The sequence below is a fragment of the Thomasclavelia cocleata genome (assembly GCF_900102365.1).
Lineage (GTDB): Bacteria > Bacillota_I > Bacilli_A > Erysipelotrichales > Coprobacillaceae > Thomasclavelia > Thomasclavelia cocleata.
In genome coordinates this window covers 57,163-82,409 of record NZ_FOIN01000003.1, presented here as the reverse complement: position 1 = coordinate 82,409, position 25,247 = coordinate 57,163, and the positions used below count along the sequence as shown (strand labels likewise).

At 30.1% G+C, this 25,247-nt stretch carries 23 protein-coding genes; 22 read left to right on the top strand and 1 reads right to left on the bottom strand.

Features of this window, described 5'->3' with window-relative positions; genetic code table 11:
• Positions 1-7 precede the first annotated feature (7 nt).
• Together BMW96_RS02525 and BMW96_RS02520 are read left to right on the top strand one after the other, a co-directional pair.
• Positions 8-763: a dihydroorotate dehydrogenase electron transfer subunit gene (locus BMW96_RS02525; RefSeq protein WP_092352175.1), complete on the top strand. Its 756-nt coding sequence runs from the start codon at positions 8-10 to the stop codon at positions 761-763.
• A complete protein-coding gene (locus BMW96_RS02520) occupies positions 756-1,673 on the top strand; it encodes a dihydroorotate dehydrogenase (protein WP_092352173.1) in 918 nt (305 codons plus the stop codon). Before BMW96_RS02525 ends, BMW96_RS02520 begins: the two co-directional genes overlap by 8 nt.
• Positions 1,674-1,725: 52 nt before the next feature.
• Here the strand turns inward: BMW96_RS02520 and mtnN are convergent, their stop codons facing one another.
• The gene (gene mtnN, locus BMW96_RS02515) at positions 1,726-2,331 is read right to left on the bottom strand and encodes a 5'-methylthioadenosine/S-adenosylhomocysteine nucleosidase (protein ID WP_244881241.1); all 606 of its coding nucleotides are present in this window, start codon (positions 2,329-2,331) and stop codon (positions 1,726-1,728) included.
• A gap of 270 nt (positions 2,332-2,601) precedes the next feature.
• On the opposite strand from mtnN, the gene BMW96_RS02510 reads away from it, so the two are divergent.
• From BMW96_RS02510 to BMW96_RS02420, 20 genes are all read left to right on the top strand, one after another.
• On the top strand, positions 2,602-4,746 hold the full coding sequence (locus BMW96_RS02510; RefSeq protein WP_092352171.1) for an ATP-dependent helicase: 2,145 nt from the start codon (positions 2,602-2,604) through the stop codon (positions 4,744-4,746).
• 117 nt (positions 4,747-4,863) lie between these two features.
• The gene (locus BMW96_RS14015) at positions 4,864-5,037 is read left to right on the top strand and encodes a hypothetical protein (RefSeq protein WP_157796054.1); all 174 of its coding nucleotides are present in this window, start codon (positions 4,864-4,866) and stop codon (positions 5,035-5,037) included.
• Positions 5,038-5,040: 3 nt separating this feature from the next.
• Positions 5,041-5,838: a pentapeptide repeat-containing protein gene (locus BMW96_RS02505; protein ID WP_092352169.1), complete on the top strand. Its 798-nt coding sequence runs from the start codon at positions 5,041-5,043 to the stop codon at positions 5,836-5,838.
• A gap of 42 nt (positions 5,839-5,880) precedes the next feature.
• On the top strand, positions 5,881-6,339 hold the full coding sequence (locus BMW96_RS02500) for a GNAT family N-acetyltransferase (RefSeq protein WP_092352167.1): 459 nt from the start codon (positions 5,881-5,883) through the stop codon (positions 6,337-6,339).
• Between the two features lie 199 nt (positions 6,340-6,538).
• Positions 6,539-8,533 carry an NAD-dependent DNA ligase LigA gene (gene ligA, locus BMW96_RS02495; protein ID WP_092352165.1) on the top strand — a complete coding sequence of 665 codons (1,995 nt, stop codon included), beginning with the start codon at positions 6,539-6,541 and terminating at the stop codon, positions 8,531-8,533.
• Positions 8,534-8,574: 41 nt separating this feature from the next.
• Positions 8,575-9,651 carry a CamS family sex pheromone protein gene (locus BMW96_RS02490; RefSeq protein WP_244881240.1) on the top strand — a complete coding sequence of 359 codons (1,077 nt, stop codon included), beginning with the start codon at positions 8,575-8,577 and terminating at the stop codon, positions 9,649-9,651.
• Between the two features lie 9 nt (positions 9,652-9,660).
• Complete coding sequence (gene gatC, locus BMW96_RS02485) at positions 9,661-9,951, top strand: Asp-tRNA(Asn)/Glu-tRNA(Gln) amidotransferase subunit GatC (protein ID WP_092352163.1); 291 nt, start codon at positions 9,661-9,663, stop codon at positions 9,949-9,951.
• On the top strand, positions 9,951-11,399 hold the full coding sequence (gene gatA, locus BMW96_RS02480; RefSeq protein ID WP_092352161.1) for an Asp-tRNA(Asn)/Glu-tRNA(Gln) amidotransferase subunit GatA: 1,449 nt from the start codon (positions 9,951-9,953) through the stop codon (positions 11,397-11,399). Before gatC ends, gatA begins: the two co-directional genes overlap by 1 nt.
• 6 nt (positions 11,400-11,405) lie before the next feature.
• Positions 11,406-12,839: an Asp-tRNA(Asn)/Glu-tRNA(Gln) amidotransferase subunit GatB gene (gene gatB / locus BMW96_RS02475; RefSeq protein ID WP_092352159.1), complete on the top strand. Its 1,434-nt coding sequence runs from the start codon at positions 11,406-11,408 to the stop codon at positions 12,837-12,839.
• A gap of 49 nt (positions 12,840-12,888) precedes the next feature.
• Positions 12,889-13,590: a hypothetical protein gene (locus tag BMW96_RS02470; RefSeq protein ID WP_092352157.1), complete on the top strand. Its 702-nt coding sequence runs from the start codon at positions 12,889-12,891 to the stop codon at positions 13,588-13,590.
• Between the two features lie 32 nt (positions 13,591-13,622).
• Positions 13,623-14,978 carry a 23S rRNA (uracil(1939)-C(5))-methyltransferase RlmD gene (gene rlmD / locus BMW96_RS02465; protein WP_092352155.1) on the top strand — a complete coding sequence of 452 codons (1,356 nt, stop codon included), beginning with the start codon at positions 13,623-13,625 and terminating at the stop codon, positions 14,976-14,978.
• A 466-nt stretch (positions 14,979-15,444) separates the two neighbouring features.
• Positions 15,445-15,735 carry a transposase gene (locus BMW96_RS02460; RefSeq protein ID WP_218139412.1) on the top strand — a complete coding sequence of 97 codons (291 nt, stop codon included), beginning with the start codon at positions 15,445-15,447 and terminating at the stop codon, positions 15,733-15,735.
• Positions 15,736-15,750: 15 nt separating this feature from the next.
• Positions 15,751-16,746, top strand: coding sequence for an RES family NAD+ phosphorylase (locus BMW96_RS02455; protein ID WP_218139411.1), 996 nt, complete (start codon positions 15,751-15,753; stop codon positions 16,744-16,746).
• A 717-nt stretch (positions 16,747-17,463) separates the two neighbouring features.
• On the top strand, positions 17,464-18,663 hold the full coding sequence (locus BMW96_RS02450; protein WP_092352151.1) for an ATP-binding protein: 1,200 nt from the start codon (positions 17,464-17,466) through the stop codon (positions 18,661-18,663).
• 234 nt (positions 18,664-18,897) lie between these two features.
• Entirely contained in the window at positions 18,898-19,617 is a 720-nt protein-coding gene (locus tag BMW96_RS02445; RefSeq protein ID WP_244881239.1) for a 16S rRNA pseudouridine(516) synthase, read from the top strand.
• A gap of 233 nt (positions 19,618-19,850) precedes the next feature.
• Positions 19,851-21,152, top strand: coding sequence for an SPFH domain-containing protein (locus tag BMW96_RS02440; protein ID WP_092352147.1), 1,302 nt, complete (start codon positions 19,851-19,853; stop codon positions 21,150-21,152).
• Positions 21,153-21,305: 153 nt separating this feature from the next.
• Positions 21,306-22,076 (top strand): EFR1 family ferrodoxin, encoded by a 771-nt coding sequence (locus BMW96_RS02435; RefSeq protein ID WP_092352145.1) that lies wholly within the window; start codon positions 21,306-21,308, stop codon positions 22,074-22,076.
• 5 nt (positions 22,077-22,081) lie between these two features.
• A complete protein-coding gene (locus BMW96_RS02430) occupies positions 22,082-23,230 on the top strand; it encodes a glycerate kinase family protein (RefSeq protein ID WP_092352143.1) in 1,149 nt (382 codons plus the stop codon).
• Positions 23,227-23,754: a dihydrofolate reductase family protein gene (locus BMW96_RS02425; protein WP_092352141.1), complete on the top strand. Its 528-nt coding sequence runs from the start codon at positions 23,227-23,229 to the stop codon at positions 23,752-23,754. Before BMW96_RS02430 ends, BMW96_RS02425 begins: the two co-directional genes overlap by 4 nt.
• A gap of 343 nt (positions 23,755-24,097) precedes the next feature.
• Positions 24,098-25,246, top strand: coding sequence for an aldo/keto reductase (locus BMW96_RS02420; protein ID WP_092352139.1), 1,149 nt, complete (start codon positions 24,098-24,100; stop codon positions 25,244-25,246).
• The last annotated feature ends 1 nt before the right edge of the window (position 25,247 follow it).

The window sequence follows — 25,247 nt, the reverse complement described above, 5'->3', positions numbered from 1 at the left end:
AGATACTATGGCAAATTTACAAGGAATGATGAAAATTATCAGCATTGAAAATATTGCTGATGATGTGTATGAAATGGTTTTAGAAGGTGAGGGGGCTAAATATATTAGTGCACCTGGTCAGTTTATTAATATTAAAATTAATGATAGTCTTCAGCCTTATTTAAGAAGACCAATGTCAATTAGTGATTATGATGATAATCATATTACTATTGTTTTTAAAGTTGTTGGTGAAGGAACAGAAATTTTAAAGAATAAAAAAATTGGTAGTTTATTAGACTGTTTAATTGGTTTAGGGAATGGATTTACGATTAAAGATGGTAAAGCTTTGCTTATTGGTGGAGGGCTAGGAACACCACCATTGTACAATCTAGGTAAAAAACTTGCTGCAAAAGGAATTGAAGTAACAACTGTTTTAGGCTTTGGAAGTGTTAAAGATGTTTTTTATCAAGAAAAGTTTGCAGAATTTTCAAAGGTTTATATAGCTACCATGGATGGCAGTTTAGGAACTAGAGGAACAGTTATTGATGTTATTAAAAATGAGAATTTAAATTTTACTTACTATTATACATGTGGTCCAGAACCAATGTTAGATGCATTGGCTGCCAATTATCCTGAAAATGGGCAGTTATCATTTGAAGCTCGAATGGGATGTGGATTTGGTGCTTGTATGGGATGCTCATGTAAGGTCAAAACTAAACCATATAAGCGCATATGTGTAGAAGGTCCAATCTTAGAAAGTAATGAGGTGATTATTAATGGCTAATTTAAAAGTATCTTTACCAGGTTTAGAGATGAAAAATCCAATCATTCCTGCGAGTGGAACATTTGGTTTTGGTTATGAATTTGAAAAATTCTATGATCTAAATATTCTGGGATCAATGATGCTAAAAGGGACAACTTTAGAACCTCGTTATGGAAATCCTCTTCCAAGAATTGCAGAAGGACCTAGTGGCCTATTAAATGCAATTGGTTTACAAAATCCTGGTGTTGAAGCTGTAATGAATGAAGAATTAGAGAAGTTAAGACCACTATATGATGATAAAGTAATTGCAAATATTGGTGGTAGTGCTCCAGAAGATTATGTTGAAACTGCTAAACGGTTATCAACTCATGATATGGTAGGAGCTTTAGAATTAAATATATCGTGTCCAAATGTTCATAGTGGAGGAATCCAGTTTGGAACAAATCCTGAAATGGCTGCAGATTTAACAAGACGAGTTAAAGAGGTATCGAAAGTACCAGTTTATGTAAAACTTTCACCTAATGTTACTGATATTGTTCAAATGGCAAAAGCTGTTGAAGCGGCAGGTGCAGATGGTATTACAATGATAAATACTCTAGTGGGGATGCGTTTTGATATAAAAACAGGAAAACCGATAATCGCTAATAAAACTGGGGGATATTCTGGTCCCGCAATTTTCCCAGTTGCATTAAGGATGGTTTATCAAGTAAGCCAGGCAGTTAATATCCCAGTTATTGGAATGGGTGGAATCCAAAGTGCTTGTGATGTTATTGAAATGATGTCAGCTGGGGCTAGTGCAGTAGCTATTGGATGTCAAAACCTAATTGATCCATATGCATGTAAAAAAATTATTGAGGATTTAGGACCATTACTTGATCAACTAGGTATAGCAGATATTAATGATTTAGTAGGGCGTTCTCATAAATTTTAATAAATAAATGAAAAAACAATGTTAATTAGTTTTATTGCTAATACATTGTTTTTTATATTAAAGATGTTGTTAGTTTAGTTAAAAACTCAAATACTACATATGCAGATATGGATGAAGCTTTTATGCAATTAAGTTCAACATTCTCTATTCCTTGATACTTATTTGTATCAGTAATTGTCCTTATTGTTATAAAAGGAACTTTATTTATATAACAGACATGGCCAATACTGGCAGTTTCCATATCAACAGATAAAGGAGAATACTTTTGTTTGATTTCAGTTCTGTTTTTATCAGTAATGAATTGTTCTCCAGTAACAGTTGTTCCAATTAAGAGGGGATATTTAGATTCTTGATAGTAGCTTTTAATCAGATTAATTAATGATGGATCAGTACTAAAATAGTTTGATTTTAACCAGGGATGAAAATCTGTTAATATATCATCACCAACATCATGATAGATAACTTTTTTAGAAATAATTGTGTCAAAGAGTTGTACAGATTCATCAATTCCCCCAGCTGTTCCAGCGTTAATTATTATATCAACATTAAATAAATTAATAAGCTGCCAGGTTGCAATTGCAGCATTTACTTTACATACCCCACTATAAACTAAAATTAATTCAAATTGTACAAAGTTACTTTGATAAAATTTTAGCATTGTCTTATTTATTGTTTTAGTAACTTTAATTTGCTTTAAAATGGTTCAAGTTCAGTATCACTAACACAGATTATACTAATTTTATTAATCATAAAGAGTCTCCTTTAATATTTTTAATATTATAGCATTTTAATTATTTAAGTCATATAGTTAGTATGAAAGGGTTTATGAATTTAGTGATTTTATTTGTAATATGCTACTATTATTTTTTGTAGAAATAGTATCTTTTATAAATGATATAAGCTATAATATAGCGGTGGTGGTGATTAGATGGATTTAGATAATTTATTAAATAAAAACCAAAAAGAAGCAGCTACTTATCTTGATAGTCATTTAAGAATAATTGCTGGAGCTGGTTCAGGAAAAACTCGTGTAGTTACATATCGAATTGCATATTTGATTGATGAAATTGGAGTTGATCCACGTAAGATCTTAGCGATTACTTTTACAAATAAAGCTGCAAATGAAATGAAAGAACGTGTTAGTAATCTGTTAGGGCCTCATGCATTAGGCTCATTGATTTGTACGATCCATTCATTATGTGTACGAATTTTAAGACAACATATTAATGTAATCAATTATCCTAGTAATTTTATGATAATGGATGAAGAAGATCAAAAAGCATTAATTAAAAAAATATATAATAATTTAGATATTGATGCTAAAACAATTAGTATTAAAAGTATGATTGCTTCAATTTCTAATTATAAGATGGCTAATGTAAGTCCAGAAAGAGCATTGGAATTAGCGGGACAGTTTCAAGGTGAAATAAAAAAGGCAAAAGTATATAAAGAATATCTTGATTATCAAGAAAATCATTTTATGCTTGATTTTGATGATTTGTTATTAAAAGCAGTTTATATATTTGAAAATTATCCAGATGTATTAGAAAAATGGCAACACCGTTTTCAATATATTCATGTTGATGAATTTCAAGATGTTGGAAATATTGAATATCGTTTAGTCAAATTGATGGCAAAAAAAGCTATTACTTGTGTGGTGGGAGATCCTGATCAGACAATATATTCGTTTAGGGGTGCTGATGTAAATTATATTTTAGATTTTGATAAAGATTTTAAGCCATGTAAAACAGTAATATTAGATCAAAATTATCGTTCAACTGGAAATATATTAAATATTTCTAACTGTTTAATTCGTAAAAATCAAAATCGTTTAGAAAAAGATTTATATACAGAAGCTACTGGTGGTGCCGAAGTAATTCATTATACTGGTAAAAGTGAACAAGAAGAAGCTGATTATATCTCTAGTCAAATAGAGAAAATTATTAATGATATAGATGGGGTTAATTATCGTAATTTCGCAATCTTATATCGTGCTAATTATTTATCTAGAACGATTGAGCAAAGTCTTATTTCACATGCGATCGATTATCGTATTTTTGGTGGGCTTAAATTCTTTAGTCGTAAAGAAATTAAAGATGCTTTAAGTTATTTACAATTAGTTTCTAATGATGAAGATTTGGCATTTGAAAGAATTATTAATGTTCCTAGTCGAGGAATAGGTAAAAAGACACTTGAAAATATTCAATTAGTAGCTTTAAATAATCAGGTTAGTTTATATGAAGCGCTAACTCTTTATAGTGATCAAATTAAGTTATCTGCTAAAGCTAAAAAAGAAGTTAAGGTTTTAGTCAATGCAATTGAAACTGCAAAGCAGTCTAATCTTCCTTTACATGAGATGTTTGAAAATTTAATGAATGATCTTGGATATATTGAAATGTTGAAAAAGGATCTTGAGGAAAATAGAATTGATAATATTCATGAGCTGCAAAGATCTATTTATGAATTTCAAAATCAAAATCCTGATTTAGCAACGATAGAAAATTATTTACAAGAAATTTCATTATATACTGATAATGATAATATTGATGAAGGACAATATGTTAGTTTGATGACGATTCATATGGCAAAAGGCTTAGAATTTGATTATGTCTTTGTTTTAGGATTGTCAGAGGGGATTTTTCCAAGTTTTAGGTCTTTAAGTGAGTCTGATGATGGTTTAGAAGAAGAACGCAGGTTAGCATATGTAGCTTTTACTAGAGCAAAAAAGCAGTTATTTTTAACGGATAGTGAAGGTTTTAGTTTTGTGACTGATTCACCTAAAATAGCAAGTCGATTTATTGATGAAGTTGGTAAAGAGGGAATAAAACATGTGGGAACTAAGCCACGTTTTAAAACATCAAATTTTATTAATACAGCACCAAGTAAAGAAGAGTTAGTAGGGAATAATCAAATTACTGATTGGGCTGCTGGTGATTTTGTTTTACATGACAGTTTTGGAAAAGGTGTTGTTGTTAAAGTTAAAGGTAATACATTAGATATTGCTTTTGAACTTCCAGCAGGATTAAAAACACTGATGGCTGGTCATAAGGCGTTAAAAAAATTGACTAATTAATACTTTGGGTATTTTTATCTCAAAGTATTCTTTTTATTGTTAATAAAGGCTAGAAATAGTAAAATTGAAAAAAGCTGGTTTAGTTAATTTAGATATTAGTAGAAAGTAGGGGATAATATGAATAATGAAGATGTGCTTAAAGAAATAAATTCAATTATTAAAAGATGTAAAAATGCACAAGGAAAGTATGCCAAGGATACATGCCAATATAATCAATATATAAAAATGATTAAAACAATGAATATTTCAAAAGAATTGATTGAAGAAGAACTTTTAAAAAGTAGAGAATAAAAAATGAATTATAGTGAAGAACTCTTACAATTAAAAACAAACTGTTCTAAATGTTCTGGATTATGCTGTGTTGCTTTATTTTTCTCAAAAATGGATGGTTTTCCTAAAGATAAAAAAGCTGGTCAGCCATGTAATAATTTGCTAAATGATTTTCAATGTAAAATACATACACAACTAGAAGATAGGAATTTAAAGGGATGTATAGGATATGATTGTTTTGGAGCTGGGCAACATGTTACACAATGTATCTATCAGGGAAAAACATATCGAGATTTAACAAATCAGGCAACAGAAATATTTGATGTTTTTATAATTGTCTTTCAATTATATCAAGTAAGATATTATTTATTAGAAGCACTAACTTTAGATATATCAAGTAAAAAGAAAGAGAGAATCAAAAATTTAATAATTGAAAATAAAAAGATATGTAATTATTTTCCTAATGAGTTATTATCTTTTAATTTAAATACTTATAAAGATAAAATAAATCCTGTTTTAAAACAAATATGTTCACAATTTAATAATAATAAAAAAGTTCCTACTGCCTTTTTAGCAAAAAACTTTAAAGGAGAAGATATGAGTGGTTTGGATTTAAGTATGAAATTATTAATTGCAGCTAATTTTGATAGTTGTAAATTTGATAATACGATTTTTTTAGGTGCAGATACAAGAGATGCAAATTTTAATGATGCAGATTTAACAAAAGCATTATTTTTAACCCAAGGACAGGTTAATTCAGCTAAAGGGAATCGAAATACAAAGTTACCAAAGCATTTAAATTATCCAGTAACCTGGAAATAACTATTTAGTGTTGATAATATAAAATTAATTTAGGAGGGATATATGAAAATTAGAAAAGCAGCTGCTAAAGATATTGATGGAATCATAGATTTATATACTATATTATTTAGTGATATGGCTAAATTACAACCAGAGTATTTTAAAGTGGCAAAACAAGATGATGAATTTATAAGAATGATTATTGAAAATGAAGATAGTGATATTTTAATTGCATATGATACAAAAATTATTGGACTTGCTCTTGTTCAAAAACAAAAAACACCTCCATATAATTGTCTTGTAGAACATAATTTTGCATATTTAATGGATCTTGTTGTTGAACCTGTTTTTAGAAATAAGGGGATAGGAAAAAAACTGATTGAAAGTGTGAAAAAATGGGCATTAGAAAAAGATTGTAAGTATATTGAATTAAATGTTTTGAGTCAAAATGATAAGGCAATTGCTTTATACAAAGCAATGGATTTTGATGAGGAAATGAAAACTATGAGAATGAAGTTATAAAAGTAATTATATGTACTAGCTGTTTTAGTTAATTAAAAAATTTTAAAGAAGAAAGATATTAGGATATGGTTTTGTTGTGATATTTGCCTATTATAAAAATTAAATGAATTTTCATATGAAATTATAATGTGCAAAATGCACATTTTTGTTTTATAGTTAAATTGATTTTGGTATAATATTGAAGATTAGGAGTGAGAACATGAATGATTTGAATAGATATAAAGAACTCAAAGAAGTAATTTGGTATCATAACGATCGTTATTATAATCAGGATAATCCAGAGATAAGTGATTATGAATATGATATGTTGATGCAAGAATTGAAGGCATTAGAAATAAAGCATCCAGAATATATATCTGATGATTCGCCAACTCAAAAAGTTGGTGGTGAAGCAAAGCGTGAAGCTGGAGTCCTTGTAAAACATAATGTTCCAATGTTATCTTTACAAGATGTTTTTTCTAAAGAAGAGGTTGAAGAATTTATCAAAGATATGAAAGAACAATTAGAAGATCCCACTTTTGTAGTTGAATATAAGATTGATGGTTTATCACTTGCACTTAGATATGTAAATGGTAAATTGGATGTTGCAATAACGCGTGGAGATGGAATTCTCGAAGGTGAAGATGTTACTGTCAATGCAAAGGTAATAAAAGATGTTAAAAAAACTTTAAAAGATCCAATTGAGTATTTAGAAGTTCGTGGTGAGGTTTACATGACTAATGAAGCTTTCGATAAAGTTAATGAAATGCAGGAGATTAAAGGAAAAAAGCTTTTTGCAAATCCAAGGAATTGTGCTGCGGGAACATTACGACAATTGGATAGTAAAATTACTAAAGAAAGAGATTTATCCATGTTTGTTTTTAACATCCAAGATGTTCGAGGTAAAGAATTTAATAGTCATAGTGAAGGTTATGAATATTTAAAACAACAGGGAATTAAAATAATTGAAGATTATAAAATTTGTAAAACAGCAGATGAAGTATGGCAGGCAATTGTTGCAATTGGTGAAAATCGTGATAAATTAGACTATGATATAGATGGTGCAGTAGTAAAAATTGATAGTTTTGCTGATCGAAGAAAGTTAGGGAATACTGCTAAAGTACCACGATGGGCAATCGCATATAAATATCCTCCAGAGGAGAAAGAAACTAAATTATTAGAAATTGAACTTTCAGTAGGAAGAACTGGAAGAATTACTCCTACAGCTATTTTTGAACCAATTAGGCTATGTGGAACAACAGTTACAAGAGCAACCTTACATAATCAGGATTTTATTGATGATTTAGATATTAGAATTGGTGATACGATCGTTGTTTATAAATCAGGTGAGATTATTCCTAAAATTCGTCGTGTTGTTAAAGAAAAAAGACCAGCTAAAAGTGTTCCTTATGTAATTGGTGATAAGTGTCCAGTTTGTGGAGCACCAGCCATGCGTATAGCAGACAATGCAGATATTAAGTGTACTAATCATAGTTGTCCAAGTAAATTGATTAGAAATATTGTTAATTTTGTTGGACGGGATGCAATGGATATTAAAGGATTTGGTTTTGCTTATGTTGAAACTCTAGTGGAGCATGGATATTTAAAGGATTTAAGCGATATTTATGGTTTGATTGATAAACGTCAAGAGTTATTAGATAAAAAAATTATTGGTTTAGTTAAAAGTACAGATAATTTATTAAATGCAATTGAAGGTAGTAAAAATAATGATGCTAGTAAGCTGCTTACTAGTTTAGGAATAAGTAATGTTGGTAAATCAGCGGCAAAGAGTTTAATGAAAAAATTTAAGAGTATTGATAATTTGATGAAAGCTAGTTATGCTCAATTAGTTGAAGTTAATGATATTGGAGATATCAGTGCGATGGCAATTATTAATTACTTTAAGAATTCTGATAATCAGGCAGTAATTCAGCGTTTAAAAGATTATGGTGTGAATATGGAAGTAAATGAAGAAGCAGATAGTGATAATCGTTTTGAAGATATGACATTTGTAGTGACAGGGACTTTGCCGACTTTATCAAGAAAGCAGGCAAGTGAATTGATTGAAAAACATGGTGGTAAAGTAGCGGGTTCAGTTTCTAAAAAGACTAATTATTTGGTTGCTGGTGAAAATGCGGGGAGTAAACTTACTAGAGCTCAAAGTTTGGGAATTGATGTAATTAATGAAGAAACTTTATTAGAGATGGTTAAGTAAGGAAAATAATGTTATAATGCACTAGTATAAGGAGGAATCATATGATGAAAAAAATAGCAGCTTTATTAGTAATGTCTTTGTTGCTTACAGGATGTCATGATGTTAAAGAAACAGTTGAAAGTCAGACAGCAAATGATGTTTCTACTACTGATAGTTTAGATGATTCATTTTATCGAGTAGTGAATTTTAATACTAATTTAAATCGTGATAATTACTATACTTCTTTTGGACAAACTAGTGATTTTCAAACAATTGGTAGAGAATTACAAATATTATCAACTGCTCATTTTTCAACTGCTGATTATTATATGTCAGAAGGACAATATCTAAAAAATGAAGATATGAATAAATTATTAAGACGTTCTAGTGATCCTAAAGAATATCCTCATACTTTGCAGGTACAAAGGGGAGAAGCAATTGGGGGAGTTGAAAATCCAATTATGGTATCTACTGTTCATGAGCAGGATTATTATCGAAAAGAAGGGGACAAATATGAGTTAAAAGGTATTTCTTTAGCTATTGTACTTGATCCTCGTGATGAGAATAATAATCGCTTAAGTACTTCAATGGATGAACAAATCGTAGCTGATTTTGGACGTCAATCAATTAGTAAATTATATGATTATCTTCAAACAAAAAAAGATTTAAAGGATATTCCAGCAAATATCTGTGTATACTACGCTACTAACACTAATGAAAGTGATATTAATGGACGTTATATTTTAAAAAGTTTTTGTGAAAATAGTGTAGGTAGTATTGATACTTTAAATTATCATAATTATATGTTTAGTAGTGAAGAAGCTACAGCAGTAGATGAAGAAACTGCTTCACAGTTTGAAATATTTAAAAGTAATATGAAGAAAGCTGCTACTGAAGCAGTTGGAGTAATTGGTTATGGTCGTTATAAAGATGGTACGATTCAATCAATGAATATTAAATTAAATGTTAATGTAAAAACTTATGAAGAATTAATTTATCTAGTATCAACTGCAGCAGATGAAATAGATAATCAATTTACTGGGTTTGATATTAAAGTATTAGTCCATTCACAGGACGATTTGGAAGCAATTATTATTAAAGAGCAAGGTGAAAAAGCTAAAAGTAGTTTATTGTATTAGGAGAAGGTTATGGAAAGTAAAGAAGAGATGTTGAAAAAGATAGGGTTAAAAACAATGTTTAATATAAGTGATGAAGAAATGCCAGAACTTATAGAAGAATATGATATATTTTTAAATCATGTTGCAGTATTAGAAAAAATAGATACTGAGGGTAAAGAACCTTTAGCTTATCCTTATGAAATTGAAACTAGTTTTTTACGTGAAGATGAACCAGTTGATGTAATTAGTTGTGAAGATGTTTTGAAGAATGCTAAAAGTGTTCAAGATAATCAAATTAAAGTACCAAAGGTGGTGGGATAATGAAAGTATATTCAATTGAAGAATTACATGATTTAATTGTTAATGATAAAATAAATATTGATGAATATTATCATGATTTATTTAAAGAAGCAGAGTTTCAACAAAATCGTTTGAATGCTTTTGTTACAATCACAAAAGATAACGCATTAAATAATATTAAAGATATTAAAATTAATGATGATGAAATATTAAAAGGGATTCCTGGGGTATTTAAAGATAACTTTAATACTAAAGGAATCAAAACAACAGCTTCTAGTAAAATGTTAGAAGACTATGTACCCGTTTATAATGCCACAGTAGTTGAAAAATTATTTGATAAAGGCATTAGTTTGATTGGAAAATCAAGTATGGATGAATTAGCGATGGGAGGAACAAACAAGTCAGCATTAACAGGACCTGTTTTTAATCCTTGGGATTCAACAAGAATAGCTGGAGGTTCATCAGGAGGAAGTGCAGCATTAGTTGGTAGTGGTATTGTACCATTTGCTCTTGGAAGTGATACTGGAGATTCGATTCGTAAACCAGCAGGATTTTGTGGGATAGTAGGTTTTAAACCAACATGGGGAAGAATTTCTCGTTTTGGAGTTATTCCTTATGCATCAAGTCTAGATCATGTTGGTGCATTTACACGTAATGTTCGAGATATGGCAATCGTTACTGAAGCTTTAGCAGGTTATGATAAGCGAGATATGACATCAAGTACAAGAGATGTACCACATTATTTACAAGAATTAAATAGTGATATTAAAGGAATGAAAATTGCAGTTTTGAAAACTATTAGTAATGAGATTCGTAATGTTGAGATTAAAAATAATTTTAATCATGTTGTTGAAACTTTTAAACAATTAGGGGCTATAGTTGAAGAAGTAGAAATACCTGTATATTTGGCTAAAGCAATTTTACCTACATATACAATTATCGCTAATAGTGAAGCTACAAGTAACCATTCTTGTTTAGATGGGATTAAATATGGCGATCGTCAACCAGGTAGTTCAACTGATGAAGTAATGATTAATTCAAGGACTGATGGTTTTGGTGCACATATCAAAAGACGTTTTATCCTTGGAAACATAGCATTAGCTACAGAAAATCAAGAAAGAATGTTTAGAAAAGCTCAACGAGTACGTCGTTTGATTGTTGAAGAAATGAATAAAATTTATGATAACTATGATATTATTTTAACACCTAATGGTGGTGGTATAGCACCTAAATTAGATGAGGCTAATGATGATCGTTTATCTGATGAATATTTGATTTTAGAAAATCATTTGGCTTTAGGTAATTTTGCAGGAACACCAAGTATTTCAATTCCTTCAGGATTTTGTGAAGGAATGCCAATTGCTGTAAATATTATGGGACGTTTATTTGAAGAACAAACAGTATTTAATGTCGCATATGCTTTAGAACAAGCATTAGGTTTAGCAAATCAGTATTCAAGAGAGGGGTAAGGAAAGATGAATTTTGAAACTGTTATTGGATTAGAAGTTCACTGTGAACTTAAAACAAAATCAAAGATGTTTTCTGGAGCCCCAGTAACATTTGGGGAAGCACCAAATACAAATGCTAATATTGTGGATTTAGGAATGACAGGGGCAATGCCTGTTTTAAATAAATCAGGGGTTGAATTTGCGATTAGAGTATGTAGTGCTTTAAATATGGAAATTGATGAATTAGTTCAATTTGATCGTAAAAATTATTATTATTCAGATTTACCAAAAGGATTTCAAATAACACAGGATCGTTATCCTATTGGTCGTAATGGGACAATGACAATCGAAGTAGATGGTTGTAAACAAGTAATTGAAATTGAAAGATTACATATGGAAGAAGATACTGCTAAACAGTTACATTTTGATGATTATTCATTAATTGATTATAATCGTGCTGGTATTCCGTTAATTGAAATCGTGACAAAGCCAACGATTCGTAGTGGAGCAGCAGCTGCAGCTTACTTAGAAAAACTCAGACAAATTTTCTTATTTACAGAAGTAAGTGATGCAAAGATGGAAGAAGGATCAATGCGTTGTGATGTTAATATTTCAATTCGTCCTTTTGGAAGTGATAAATTTGGAACAAGAACTGAAATTAAGAACTTAAATTCTATTTCTAATGTTCAAAAGGCAATTGAATTTGAGGTATCACGTCAAGAAAAAGTATTGATTAGTGGTGGTGAAGTATTACAAGAAACTCGTCGATATGATGAGGATAAAAAAGAAACTGTTGTTATGCGTGCTAAAGGTGATGCTGTGGATTATAAATATTATCCAGAACCAAATATTTTGCCAATTCGTTTAGAACACCAATGGGTAGAAGATATTATTGCAAGAATACCAGAAATGCCTGAATCTCGGGTTGCTCGTTATATAAATGAATATAATATTCCTAAAACTGATGCTTTGATATTAGTACAAACTAAAGAAATTTCTGATTTCTTTGATGAAACAGTTAAGTATACTAATTACTATAAGATTGCTTGTAACTGGTTATTAGGTGAAGTTCAAGCATATTTAAATAAAAGTAATTTGATTATTACTGATACTAAAATTACTCCTGAATTTTTAGCGAAGATGATTAATTATATTCAAGATGGAACTATTTCGAGTAAACAAGGGAAGAAAGTATTTGAAATTTTAATGAATGAAGGAAAAGATCCTGAAGTTATTATTGAAGAAAATAATATGAAACAGATTTCTTCACCAGAAGAATTAACTAGAATTATTAATGAGGTTCTTGATGCTAATCCTCAATCAATTGAGGATTATAGTAATGGTAAAGATCGAGCAGTTGGATTTTTAGTTGGACAAATTATGAAAAAGACAGGTGGTCAAGCTAATCCTAGTCTTACAAGTAAGTTATTGATTGAGTTATTAAAGCAAAGAATTTCTTAATGTACAAATATTTAGATATTTGGTACAATGATTGAAGGAGGATGTAAATATGTCTCATGAAAGATTTAAATTTGATGATGAAATTGATGATTTAGAAGAATTACAGCCAATTAACACAGAGAATAAGGCAGTTAATGATATAAATAAATCTTTAGCTGATTCTGGTGATAAGGATTCAGGAGATAAATCAATGGGTAAAGGAAAAAAGAAAAAAAGAAAATTTAAAAAGAGCTATATATTTTTGCTCCTACTTCTTTCAATTGCAATTGGATTTGTAATATATGTTTTTGTAGCAGGAGGAAATGATGGTCCTGTTTATGGTGATCGCTGTGCATCTTTGATTGCTATTGATAAGGATAAATTTAATAGTGTTGAAGATACTGTTAAGGCAGATCCAAATATAAATAGTGTTAATATTGAAGTTGATTGTCGAATTATTAAGATTTCAATGAATTTTGTTGATAATATCACTTCTGATGATGCTAAAACATTAGCTACTAATGCTTTACATACACTAGATGATGCTTTAGGACAACCGAAGAGTGAAGGTAGTGCTTATAGTGAGTTATTAGGAACTGCTAATGGGCGTGGACAATATAATGTTGAGTTTGTTTTAACAAGTAATGGTGATACTAATTTTCCAATTTTTGGTACAAAACATCCAAATAATGATGAAATCAGTTTTACAGGGGCTAATGTGGTAGATCAAAATGCCACTGATCGAGCTTTAAAGAAAGATGAGACCCAATAGACGAGCGTTGCTCGTCTTTTTAGGAGGAAATAATGAAAAAGAATGATTATTTTTATGGTGAGTGTGTAGATTTAACTCATGATGGTCAAGGAGTTGTAAAGGTTGATAATTTTACTTATTTTGTAAAGGGAATGTTAGTTGGTGAAACTGGAAGACTTAAAGTGATCAAAGTATTAAAAAATTATGCAATTGCTAGACTAATAGAATTGGATGAAGTTTCTAAATATCGTATAGAGCCTAAATGTTCAGTTTTTAAGCCTTGTGGTGGATGCCAATTACAACATTTAAGTAAAGAAGGACAAATGTTATTTAAAACAAAAAGGGTTAAAGATTGTTTAGAAAGAATAGGTAATTGTTTTGTTACAGTAAATGATTGTTTGATGATGGAAGAACCATGGTATTATCGAAATAAAGTACAAATGCCTATAGGGGTAAAGGGAAATCATTTAGTTACAGGTTTTTATAAACAAAAATCAAATGAGATCATTCCATGTGACAATTGTTTTATTCAAAATAAGTTATCTAACCAGATTACTAATCGTGTTAAAGAATTAATGGAAGAATTTAAAATTTATCCTTATGATAAATTATCTCATCAAGGTAATATTAAACATATTCTAACTAAATTTGGTTATCATACTAATGAAATAATGTTAGTTTTAATTAGTTATCGTAATAAAATTAAGGATGTAAATAAATTAGTTGAAATAATTGTTAAAGAGTTTCCGATGATTAAAACAGTTATTCAAAATATTAATCCGCGAATAGATAATGTTATTTTAGGTGAACAGGAAGTTATTTTATATGGTAATGGTTATATTTATGATACATTATTAGATAATAAATATAAGATTTCTTTAAAGTCGTTTTATCAAGTTAATCCGATTCAAGTAGAAAAATTATATTCAAAAGCAATTGAATTTGCTGATTTATCAAAAGATGATGTTGTTTTAGATGCTTATTGTGGAATTGGAACAATTACTCTTTCAGTAGCAAAATATGTAAAAAAAGTGTATGGGGTTGAAATTGTTGATGCAGCAATTGCAGATGCTAAAAATAATGCAAATCTAAATAACATCAACAATGTTGAATTTACATGTGCTGATGCAGGAAAATATATGATTGAATTAGTTAATGATAATCAACATTTAGATGTGGTCTTTGTTGATCCGCCAAGAAAGGGATGTTCATCTGAATTCCTGGATTATTTAGTTGCAGCTGCACCTAAAAAGATTGTTTATATTTCTTGTGATGTTTCAACTCAGGCTAGAGATATTAAATTTCTTCAAGAGTTTAGTTATACTGCTGATATTTGTCAGCCAGTTGATATGTTTCCGCAAACTACACATGTGGAGACGGTAGTGTTGATGTCTAGGAAAGAGAAATAAATAGCGAAAAGTAGCGTATCTACGGGCTTTTTTGAGATTAGACAATAGCTCAGGAGAGCCCGTTTTTCTTATATGAAAACATATCTACTGAAAAACCAGTCGGAGGGTTTAGGCTGCGGATTAGATGTCAAGGGTTGTGGCACTAGGATAGATGTTATCTAGGGTGCAAACTCAATTTGAGTGAGTGAAATAGATGGCGTTCATTTCGGTAACTCGACCGTTTTCAAGATAGCAGGCAGTGGATTAGATGACAGAATAAAAATGTGAATTTAAGAGGTGTGAAAACTTATGGAACAATGGATTATTCCTTGCAATATCAAATATTATGATGTTATAGGTGCTTTTAAAAAGTTACAAAAATTGGATTGGTGCTAGAATAAAAACTGTACCAGACAAATGGAAGAATTAGAAGTCCTGTGGTACAATGTCATAAGCTAATTATAAGAAATGAAAGAGGTATATGATAATGAGTAAACCAACATTTACAGATGAATTTAAACAGGGAGTTGTTGACTATGTATTAGATCATCCCAATGAATCTAAAGTAGCTGTTTCTAAAAAGTTTGGTGTTGCTGACAGCACTGTTCACAAGTGGCTTAAGGAAGCTAAAAATAATAATGGTACAATTAATTCCAGAGGCAGCGGCAATTATTCCAGTGATGAAGCTAAAGAAATTGCCAGACTTAAAAAAGAACTTAAGGATACAAAGGATGCATTAGATGTTCTAAAAAAGGCTATTGGCATACTGGGGGATTAACTAAGCAGGAACTTTATGATCAGATTAAGAAAAAATCTGATACTGATCCTAAAGCTTCAGTTACCAGTATGCTTGAAAAACTTAATATCAGTAAATCAGGATATTATGACTAGTGGATTAGATGTTAAGGAAGGAGGAATTTTCGTGGATCAAATATTTGATTTTAGTGAGATTGAAAAAAGTGAAGAGACCATCAGAAAAACTTGGTCAGAATTTCGAGATGCTTTAGCAAAGGGCATGTTTACTTTTGATGAAGTGGAAAAAGCAAAAGGATATACTTTTTTGAAGGTATATGATGATTTATTTCATCAGCATTCAGGAATTGACCATAAAACGATAAAAATTAAAGACTTGGAAGGCTTATCAGTTGGTAGAGGTACTATCTTAGGTGAAAAAGAAATTCCAGATTATGAGCGTTTTATCCCTAAAAAGGAGTTCATCAAAAAAGATAACAGATTCAGTCCTCCGGGAGTTGAATGGCTTTATTTAGCATTGGGAAATGAATCTGACATCCATGAATGTTCTCAGGCAGAATGCAGATCAGAAGAAGGAAATAGATTTGGATTTTGCCATTTTTCTTTTAATGATAGTTTCTTAGAGTTAAAGCTGGTAGACTTAACAATCGCTGATGATATTTCATATGAGGAACTGAATTCTAGATTAGAGGAATATGAACAAGAGCAAGTGAAAAAAGGGATAAAAGCTGCTAAGGCTCTTGGATTTATTCCAAGGCATAGTGTAAACGTTGATGAGTTCAAAAGGCTCTTTACAGAATGGGGAGTTTATACACATACCAAGTTGCTTTCAGAACAGATATTTGAACCTTTAAGTGACACAGATAATAAAGCACTAATGTATGCTCCTTTTCAGACAATGGCTCAGTATTATATCTCGCTTGGTTATTCAGGAATCATATATGGAAGTACTGTGTCGACTGTAGGAAGAAATATTGTACTGTTCGATAAAAATGTGGCATATCCGATAGGTACAATCGAAGATTATACAATATAATAACTCAGCAATAATTAAAAAAGACTCCCCATCACCAGATTAAGTTCCAGTGGTGAGGAGCCTTTGTAATTTATGCTTATCTTTCTGCATCGACCTTGAGATTGGATTTCAATTCAATGGTGCAATGGTTATTCCAGATTGTGATTTGCTTGAGCCAGCGTTTTACAAGGGTTTCGTCAGATTCCTTTAGGTCAGTATGTTATTTAAATTTCATCAACAATAAGAGCAAATTAAAATAACAGTTTATTTATTCTAATTTCCCTGTCAAAAGTTTTCTTGACATAAATAGTTATCATAAAGTGCCTATATAATTGTCAAATTATTTTAATTTTCAGTTAGCTTATTTTGAACAAAGTGATTAATTTAAAGTTCGAGTTAACAGTTTGATAAAGATGAATTTTTAAGCGGATATGAGGATTCAGAATATCTAATAAATGAATTTAAACCGTTAAAACATATATTTACGAGTGTGTTAAAAAATGAATAGTCCCAGTCTAAAGGAGCAGTCATAACTGTACATTTTTATGTTGACATTTATAATAACCTATTGATTTTCAAAACGAGAATTGGACAGCATATTTTTATGCCCAAATTGATATATACAGTGTTATCGATAATAAAAACATTATCAAAAAATAAAGTTTTTATGAAATATCAGTAAAAACTATTGATTATCCAAGACTTTTTGGATACACTAATAACATAGGAGGAGATAATATGATTGTCAGACCCCGTTATTTAAAAATACTGAAAACTTACCGTGATGTACCACTGGTAAAAATTCTTGCCGGGATTCGGCGATGTGGGAAATCCACAATTTTAGAAATGTTACAGGATGATTTAATAAAAAGTGGTGTTACTTCTGATCACATTATTAGTATGCGTTATACTTCGGAAGATTTTGATGATGGTATGACCGATAAGGATATGTATAATGGAATTAAAGATAAAATGATCAATGGAGAGCGTTACTATCTTTTACTTGACGAAGTACAGGAAATCACTGGATGGGAAAAAGCTGTCAATAGTTTGCTGGAGAATGCCAATACAGACATATATGTGACTGGTTCCAATTCTAAGCTGATGTCAAGTGAAATATCTACTTACCTGACCGGAAGGTATATCTCTATTCCTGTATTTACACTTTCTTTTGAAGAGTATACAGAGTTCAAAAAGGCAAGTGGACATACGTCCAAAGAGCTGCTTAATGAATATATTCGCATGGGCGGATTTCCTATCGTTGCGCTGAGCAATTTTGATGAGAGTGCAGCATATCAGGTTGTCGAGGGTATTTACAGTTCTGTTATCACAAGTGATATAACCAAGCGACACAATATCACAAATTTTGACTTATTCAACCGCATTGTGAAGTATATCGTTGAAAATGTGGGTAAGACCTTTTCTGCGAATGCTATTGTGAAGTTTTTGAAAAGTGAGGGGCGTTCTCTCTCAGTAGAATCGGTATATAATTATTTAGAATGGCTGGAAAAGGCTTTTGTAATCTATCGTTGTCAACGATACGATTTACAGGGAAAATCTGTATTGAAAACGCAGGAGAAATTCTATCTTGCTGATGCTTCTTTGAAATATTGTACAATGGGCTTCAATCCGAAATCTGTTGCTGCTATGCTTGAAAATATCGTGTACTTTGAACTTCGTAGAAAAGGCTATGAGGTGTATATAGGTAAAAATGAAACGAAAGAAATTGATTTTGTAGCAGTACGACGTGATGAGCGCATTTATGTACAAGTATGTCGCAATCTGCCAGAGGAATCTAATCGTGAGGTTGCTAATCTGCTTGAAATCAAGGATCACTACCCTAAGTATGTTGTAACACTTGATGAGCTTGCTACAGGCAATATCAATGGTGTAAAAATTGTACATCTGGCTGATTTTCTATTAACTGAGGATTATTAATTTATGAGTATGAGAAAGGGATAATAGATTAAAATCAGGCTTAAAAAGATATTTAGGAGCGAATTATCTAAGCAAAAATTTTAGGATTAAATATTGAGATTATAGGCGTCTACAAAGATTGTAGACGTTTTTTAGATGGCTGGTATAATTTGAGACAATGTTATCTAGTATCTTACATTAACTAATTTACGATTTCATTTTATTTAAAAGAATTGTATAATAAGTAAATAAGATTTGAAGAAAAGTAATTGTAATAGGGGTGATAGTATTAAAGAACTATATTATATTTTAATGAAAAATAAATTAGGTAATGCTAAAGAATGCAGAACTTTAATCAAACATGGTTTAATTAAAGTAAATAATACAGTTATTAAGGATTATAAATATTTAGTAAAAATTAATGATATTATCACATATAAAGAAATACAGTTAAATGCTCAGCCATTCAGCTATTATATGATGAATAAGCCAGCAGGTTATATTTGTGCTAACAAGGATATTAAAGAAAAATGTGTTATTGATTTGATAGATAATAAAGATTGTTACTGCTTAGGAAGATTGGATAAAGATACAACAGGATTATTAATAATAACAGATGATCCAACTATTTCAAAGAAATTATTGTTACCACAAAATCATGTTCAAAAGAAATATTTAGTTTCTACAAAATATGAATTAACAGATGATTTAGTAATATGTTTTAATCAAGGGATTATTATTGATAGAAAGATAAAATGTTTACCAGCTGATATAGAAATTATTGATAAATATCACTGTTATGTAGCAATTAGTGAAGGTAAATATCACCAAATAAAAAAGATGTTTTTATCATGTGAAAATAAAGTCGAGTCATTAAAGAGAATTGAGTTTGGTCAAATAAAATTAGATCTAACCTTAGATTTTGGTCAATATCGCTCTCTAACTAATGAAGAACTAATATCACTTATAAAATAGTATTAATAAAGTGAAAGTATTTAATATAACTATAATGGAATATTGTATTTTAATACTTAAATTAGATTCGACAATAATAGTAAAGCTTTAATATATATGTTAAAATAAATACATTAGAAAGTAAGATAAAGAATTATAAAATTATTCTTTAAATGTTTAAAAATAAAAGTACTAGATGATAAAAAATTAGTAATAGAATTAAGTATTAAATATGAATGGAAGGAGATTATTTTATGGGATTAATTAAAGCTGGAATAGGAGCGATTGGAGGAACCTTTGCAGATCAATGGAAAGAATTTTTTTATTGTGATGCTATTGATAAAGATGTTTTAGTTGCAAAAGGGCGAAAGAAGACTTCTGATCGTTCATCTAATCAAAAAGGTGAAGAAAATATTATTTCTAATGGTAGTGGTATTGCAGTAGCAGATGGTCAATGTATGATTATTGTTGAACAAGGTAAGATTATCGAAGTTTGTGCGGAACCTGGACAATTTATATTTGATAGCTCAAGTGAACCGAGTATTTTTGTGGGAAATCTGGGTGAAAGTATTTATAAAACGTTTGAAACAATGTGGCGTAGATTTACTTATGGCGGTGATACTGGAAAGGATCAAAGAATTTATTATTTTAATTTAAAGGAGATAATGGATAATAAATATGGGACAGCTAATCCTGTGCCATTTAGAGTTGTTGATGCTAATATTGGCTTAGATATTGATATTTCAATACGCTGTCATGGAACTTATTCATATAAAATAGTCGACCCATTACTTTTTTATACTAATGTTTGTGGAAATATAAGTAATGAATTTAATCGTGAAGAAATAGATAGTACTTTAAAGGCTGAATTACTTACTGCATTACAGCCAGCTTTTGCTAAAATTTCCCAACTAGGAATTCGTTATAGCGCTCTTCCTGGGCACACTACTGAAATTGTTGATGCCTTAAATGAAATTTTAGATAAAAAATGGTATCAATTACGAGGAATTAAAATTGCTTCAATGGCAGTTAATTCAATTGTTGCAAATAAGGAAGATGAAGAACTAATTAAAAATGCTCAACGAACAGCAATCTTTAAAAATCCATCAATGGCAGCAGCAACACTTGTTGAAGCACAAAGTGAAGCTTTGAAAGGTGCTGCTAGTAATGAAGGTGGTGCTATGGTTGGGTTTATGGGGATGAATATGGCTCAAAATGCAGGTGGAATAAATGCTCAGGATCTATATAAGATGTCTCAAACCTCATCTCAAATGGATGAAGCAAAATCAAATCCTAATGAATGGACATGTGCTTGTGGGACAAAAAATAATGGTAGATTTTGTGTGGAATGCGGTAAGCCAAAAACAGAAGGCTGGTTGTGTTCATGCGGTAATATTAATAAGGGAAAATTTTGTAGCGAGTGTGGTAAACCTAAACCTGTAGATGCTCCATTGTATAAATGTGATAAATGTGGCTGGGAACCTGAAGATCCTCATCATCCACCAAAATTCTGCCCTGAATGTGGTGATATTTTTGATGATAATGATAAACATTAAAATATTGATTAGATGTTAAATAATGTATTTTAACATCTTTTTGTTTTATTAGAGGTCAAATAAATTGTTTATTCTTTATTTTATTATAGCGTGAATAAAAATAGTAGCATATAATTAATGGTGTAGGTATAAATAGTAAGAGGTGATAATTTGATGAAGTTATATGGTATATATTTTAGTCCTACAGGTGGAACTAAAAAGGTATTAGATATTTTAATAAATGAATGGCAGAATGAAAAGGAAATGATTGATTTATCAGTTCAGGGCTTTGATCAAAGATATCAGTTAGATCGTAATGATTTATGTATGATAGCTGTGCCTTCTTATGGAGGAAGGGTTCCTGAGATTGTAATCAACAGATTAGCAAAGATTAAAGGTGATTATACACGAACAATTTTAATTGTTGTTTATGGTAATCGTGATTATGAGGATACTTTGCTTGAGCTCAAAGATGTAATGAAAGATAATGGATTTAATTCAATTGCAGCAATCAGTGCAGTAGCTAAGCATTCAATTATGAATCAATTTGCAAGTGATCGTCCTAATGAAATGGATAAAATGCAATTAGAAGTTTTTAGTAAAGAAATCATGCATTTAGTTGATACTAAAGAGAAGTATGATGATTTAAAAGTACCAGGTAATTTTCCGTATCATCAATATAAAGGAGTACCCTTTAAACCTAAAGCGAATAAACGTTGTAATGGATGTGGGATATGTGCTAGAGCATGTCCAACCCAGGCTATTTCATTAGAATCATCAAAAATAGTTGATAAAAATAAGTGTATTTCATGCATGCGTTGTGTTAATGTTTGTCCAAATTATGCTCGACAAATAAATCCATTACTATTAAAACTTGCTGGTAAATTAATGGCTAAATCTTGTTCTTTAAGAAAAGAGAATCAATTATTTTTTGAGGTTGAGTAGAAAATATGAAAATTGTAATTGCAGTAGATTCATTTAAAGGAAGCTTATCTTCAATTGAAGCTGGTAAAGCAATTGAAGAAGGAATTAGACGAGTATATTTAAATAGTGAAATTGTAGTAAAACCGTTAGCTGATGGTGGTGAAGGAACAGTTGAAGCTTTAATAGCTGATTTAAATGGAAAATTACGAACAATAAAAGTTGCTGGTCCTTTAGGCGAGATGGTTGATTGTTGCTATGGAATTATTGAATCTAAAACTATGGCAGTTATTGAAATGGCACAGTCATCAGGATTAACTTTAGTTCCTGAATCTAAAAGAAATCCTTTGTATACAACTACATATGGATTAGGTCAAGTTATCAAAGATGCAATAAATCAGGGATGTCGGCGTTTTATTATTGGTATTGGCGGCAGTGCTACTAATGATGGGGGAATTGGCATGCTTCAAGCTTTAGGTTTTGAATTATTAGACGAAGATGGTAAACAGGTTGATTTTGGAGCTTTGGGATTAAAACAACTTAAAATAATTAAAACTAGTAAAGTATTACCAGTTATAAAAGAATGTGATTTTATGATTGCTTGTGATGTCAATAATCCTCTATGTGGTCCTTTAGGTTCTAGTTATGTATATGGATCTCAAAAAGGTGCCAATAAGGAATTAATAGTGCAAATGGATAAATGGTTAAATGAGTATGCAATTTTATCAAAAGAAATATGTCCTTTAGCTAATATGAATTATCCAGGAGCTGGAGCAGCTGGAGGATTAGGATTTGCTTTTTTAACTTTTTTAAACGCAAAGTTAGATTCAGGAATTAAATTGATATTACAAGAAATAAATTTTGAAGAGGAAGTTAAAGATGCAAATCTTATAATAACAGGTGAGGGGAGTCTCGATTTTCAAACAACAATGGGTAAGGCGCCAATTGGAGTGGCTAAATTAGCTAAAAAGTATAATTTGCCAGTAATTGCTTTTGCTGGTTCAATTTCAAATGATGCAAATATATGTAATAATGCAGGAATAAATGCATATTTTTCAATTTTAAGAAATATTGTTACTTTACCTGAAGCAATGAATAAAGAAAGAGCAAAAGAGAACATAACAAATACTGTAGAACAAGTTTTCAGGTTGTGGAAAATAAGGGAAGATCATATATGAAAAAAGTAATTTTGTATATTGGGATGAGTTTAGATGGATATATTGCAGATAAAGATATGAAAGTAGATTGGATGAATGGTGATGATTTAAATAATCAAGAAAGTAGTTATGATAAGTTTGTTAAAAGCATTGATACAATTATAATGGGATATACAACTTACCATCAAGTAATAAATGTTCTAGCAAAAGATAACTGGCCATATAAAGGTATAATGACTTATGTTATTACTCACCGCTTGCTTTCAAATCAAGAGGAAATTATTTTTACAAATGAAAAATTATTTGATCTAATTCAAAGGTTAAAGAAAACTAAAGGTAAAAATATCTGGATTTGTGGAGGAGCAAGTATTGTTAATCAGCTAATTAGGCTTAATTTGATTGATGAATATCGTATCACTATTATACCAATTATATTAGGTGCAGGTATTAAGTTATTTGAAGAGAATAATAATGAGATAAAACTAAAATTAGTTGCAAGGGATTATTATAATGGAATGATGGAGATTTGTTATCAAAAAAGATAGTATTAGAAAAAGCTAAAGTTATGAAATATTTAATAGGTTTAAATAGTGTTTATATTTAGAAATATCATTCTTTAAAAAGATCAAGGTATAATGATTGGTGAATAATACAAAAAAAGTTGATTTTATCACAATGTTGGTAACTTAAGATGTTAATGATTTATTATTGTAAAGCTTTTTATAATAAAAAACGAAGGTAAGAGAGGAAATATTGATGTCATATGTTGATTCAGCAGAGCAGACAAGAAAATCATAGTGGAATAAACTTTTGATATTTTTATAAATGATATATATTCGCTTGACATAAAGTTGACTTTAACATGTAAAATATAATGGAGGTGATAATATGAAGTATCGTATATTAGGAAGAACAGGAATCAAAGTAAGTGAGATTGCACTTGGTTGTGAAGGATTTGTAAATAAAAGTATTGATGAAGTAAAATTGTTTGTTGATAAAGCATATGAAAATGGGATTAATTTTATTGATTTTTATTCATCAAATCCTAATGCTCGTGAAGCTTTTGGTAAAGCAATAGAAGGTAGACGTGAGCAGTGGATAATTGAGGGGCATCTTTGTACTATTTGGAAAAATGATCAATATTTAAGGACTCGTAAGATTGATGAGGTCAAAGAAGGGTTTATTGATCTTTTAAAGAGATTACAAACTAATTACATAGATGTTGGAATGATTCATTATATTGATGCTGAAAGTGATTTCAATAATGTATTTACTGGTGAAATTATTGAATATGCATTAGAATTAAAAAAACAGGGAATTATAAAGCATCTTGGAATTAGTTCACATAATCCTGATATAGCTATTAAAGCAGTTAAAACTGGATTAATCGATGTTATTTTGTTTTCAATTAATCCATGTTATGATATGCTGCCTCCAAGTGAAGAAGTAGATGATTTATGGGATGATAAAAATTATGAAAAACCGTTAATAAATATTGATCCTGTTCGACAAGAATTATATGAGTTATGTCAAAGTCAGGGGGTTGCTATTACTGTAATGAAGGCTTTTGGTGGAGGAGATTTATTAGATGAAAAATTATCACCATTTAAAGTGAAAATGACTCCTTTACAATGTATTCATTATTCTTTGACAAGACCAGGAGTGGTATCGGTAATGGCTGGAAGTCGTACAATTGATGAATTGCTGGAAGCATTAGAATATGAAAAAGCAGAATTAAGTCAAAAAGATTATGCTAATATTCTTGCAAATATTCCTAAACATTCTTTTATTGGTAATTGTGTTTATTGTGGACATTGTGCGCCATGTATAAAAGGAATTTCAGTTGCTGATATTAATAAGTTTACTGATTTGTGTATTGCAAAAAAAGAGGTAGTTGAAACAGTAAGAGAACATTATGCTGTATTGAAACATCATGCAAGTGAGTGTATAAGATGTAGAAGTTGTGAAAAAAATTGTCCTTTTGGAGTGGAAATTATTAAAAAAATGAAAAAAGCAGTAGAAATATTTGGATATTAGG

Bases quoted from the DNA above. Each gene is read 5' to 3' on its own strand.
- BMW96_RS02520 (WP_092352173.1), top strand. From the start codon at position 756: ATGGCTAATTTAAAAGTATCTTTACCAGGTTTAGAGATGAAAAATCCA.
- BMW96_RS02505 (WP_092352169.1), top strand. From the start codon at position 5,041: ATGAATTATAGTGAAGAACTCTTACAATTAAAAACAAACTGTTCTAAA.
- BMW96_RS02470 (WP_092352157.1), top strand. From the start codon at position 12,889: ATGTCTCATGAAAGATTTAAATTTGATGATGAAATTGATGATTTAGAA.
- mtnN (WP_244881241.1), bottom strand. From the start codon at position 2,331: ATGCTAAAATTTTATCAAAGTAACTTTGTACAATTTGAATTAATTTTA.
- rlmD (WP_092352155.1), top strand. From the start codon at position 13,623: ATGAAAAAGAATGATTATTTTTATGGTGAGTGTGTAGATTTAACTCAT.
- BMW96_RS02490 (WP_244881240.1), top strand. From the start codon at position 8,575: ATGATGAAAAAAATAGCAGCTTTATTAGTAATGTCTTTGTTGCTTACA.
- BMW96_RS02525 (WP_092352175.1), top strand. From the start codon at position 8: ATGGCAAATTTACAAGGAATGATGAAAATTATCAGCATTGAAAATATT.
- BMW96_RS02425 (WP_092352141.1), top strand. From the start codon at position 23,227: ATGAAAAAAGTAATTTTGTATATTGGGATGAGTTTAGATGGATATATT.
- gatA (WP_092352161.1), top strand. From the start codon at position 9,951: ATGAAAGTATATTCAATTGAAGAATTACATGATTTAATTGTTAATGAT.
- BMW96_RS02420 (WP_092352139.1), top strand. From the start codon at position 24,098: ATGAAGTATCGTATATTAGGAAGAACAGGAATCAAAGTAAGTGAGATT.
- BMW96_RS02510 (WP_092352171.1), top strand. From the start codon at position 2,602: ATGGATTTAGATAATTTATTAAATAAAAACCAAAAAGAAGCAGCTACT.
- gatB (WP_092352159.1), top strand. From the start codon at position 11,406: ATGAATTTTGAAACTGTTATTGGATTAGAAGTTCACTGTGAACTTAAA.
- BMW96_RS14015 (WP_157796054.1), top strand. From the start codon at position 4,864: ATGAATAATGAAGATGTGCTTAAAGAAATAAATTCAATTATTAAAAGA.
- BMW96_RS02455 (WP_218139411.1), top strand. From the start codon at position 15,751: ATGATCAGATTAAGAAAAAATCTGATACTGATCCTAAAGCTTCAGTTA.
- BMW96_RS02435 (WP_092352145.1), top strand. From the start codon at position 21,306: ATGAAGTTATATGGTATATATTTTAGTCCTACAGGTGGAACTAAAAAG.
- BMW96_RS02450 (WP_092352151.1), top strand. From the start codon at position 17,464: ATGATTGTCAGACCCCGTTATTTAAAAATACTGAAAACTTACCGTGAT.
- ligA (WP_092352165.1), top strand. From the start codon at position 6,539: ATGAATGATTTGAATAGATATAAAGAACTCAAAGAAGTAATTTGGTAT.
- BMW96_RS02430 (WP_092352143.1), top strand. From the start codon at position 22,082: ATGAAAATTGTAATTGCAGTAGATTCATTTAAAGGAAGCTTATCTTCA.
- BMW96_RS02440 (WP_092352147.1), top strand. From the start codon at position 19,851: ATGGGATTAATTAAAGCTGGAATAGGAGCGATTGGAGGAACCTTTGCA.
- BMW96_RS02460 (WP_218139412.1), top strand. From the start codon at position 15,445: ATGAGTAAACCAACATTTACAGATGAATTTAAACAGGGAGTTGTTGAC.
- BMW96_RS02500 (WP_092352167.1), top strand. From the start codon at position 5,881: ATGAAAATTAGAAAAGCAGCTGCTAAAGATATTGATGGAATCATAGAT.
- gatC (WP_092352163.1), top strand. From the start codon at position 9,661: ATGGAAAGTAAAGAAGAGATGTTGAAAAAGATAGGGTTAAAAACAATG.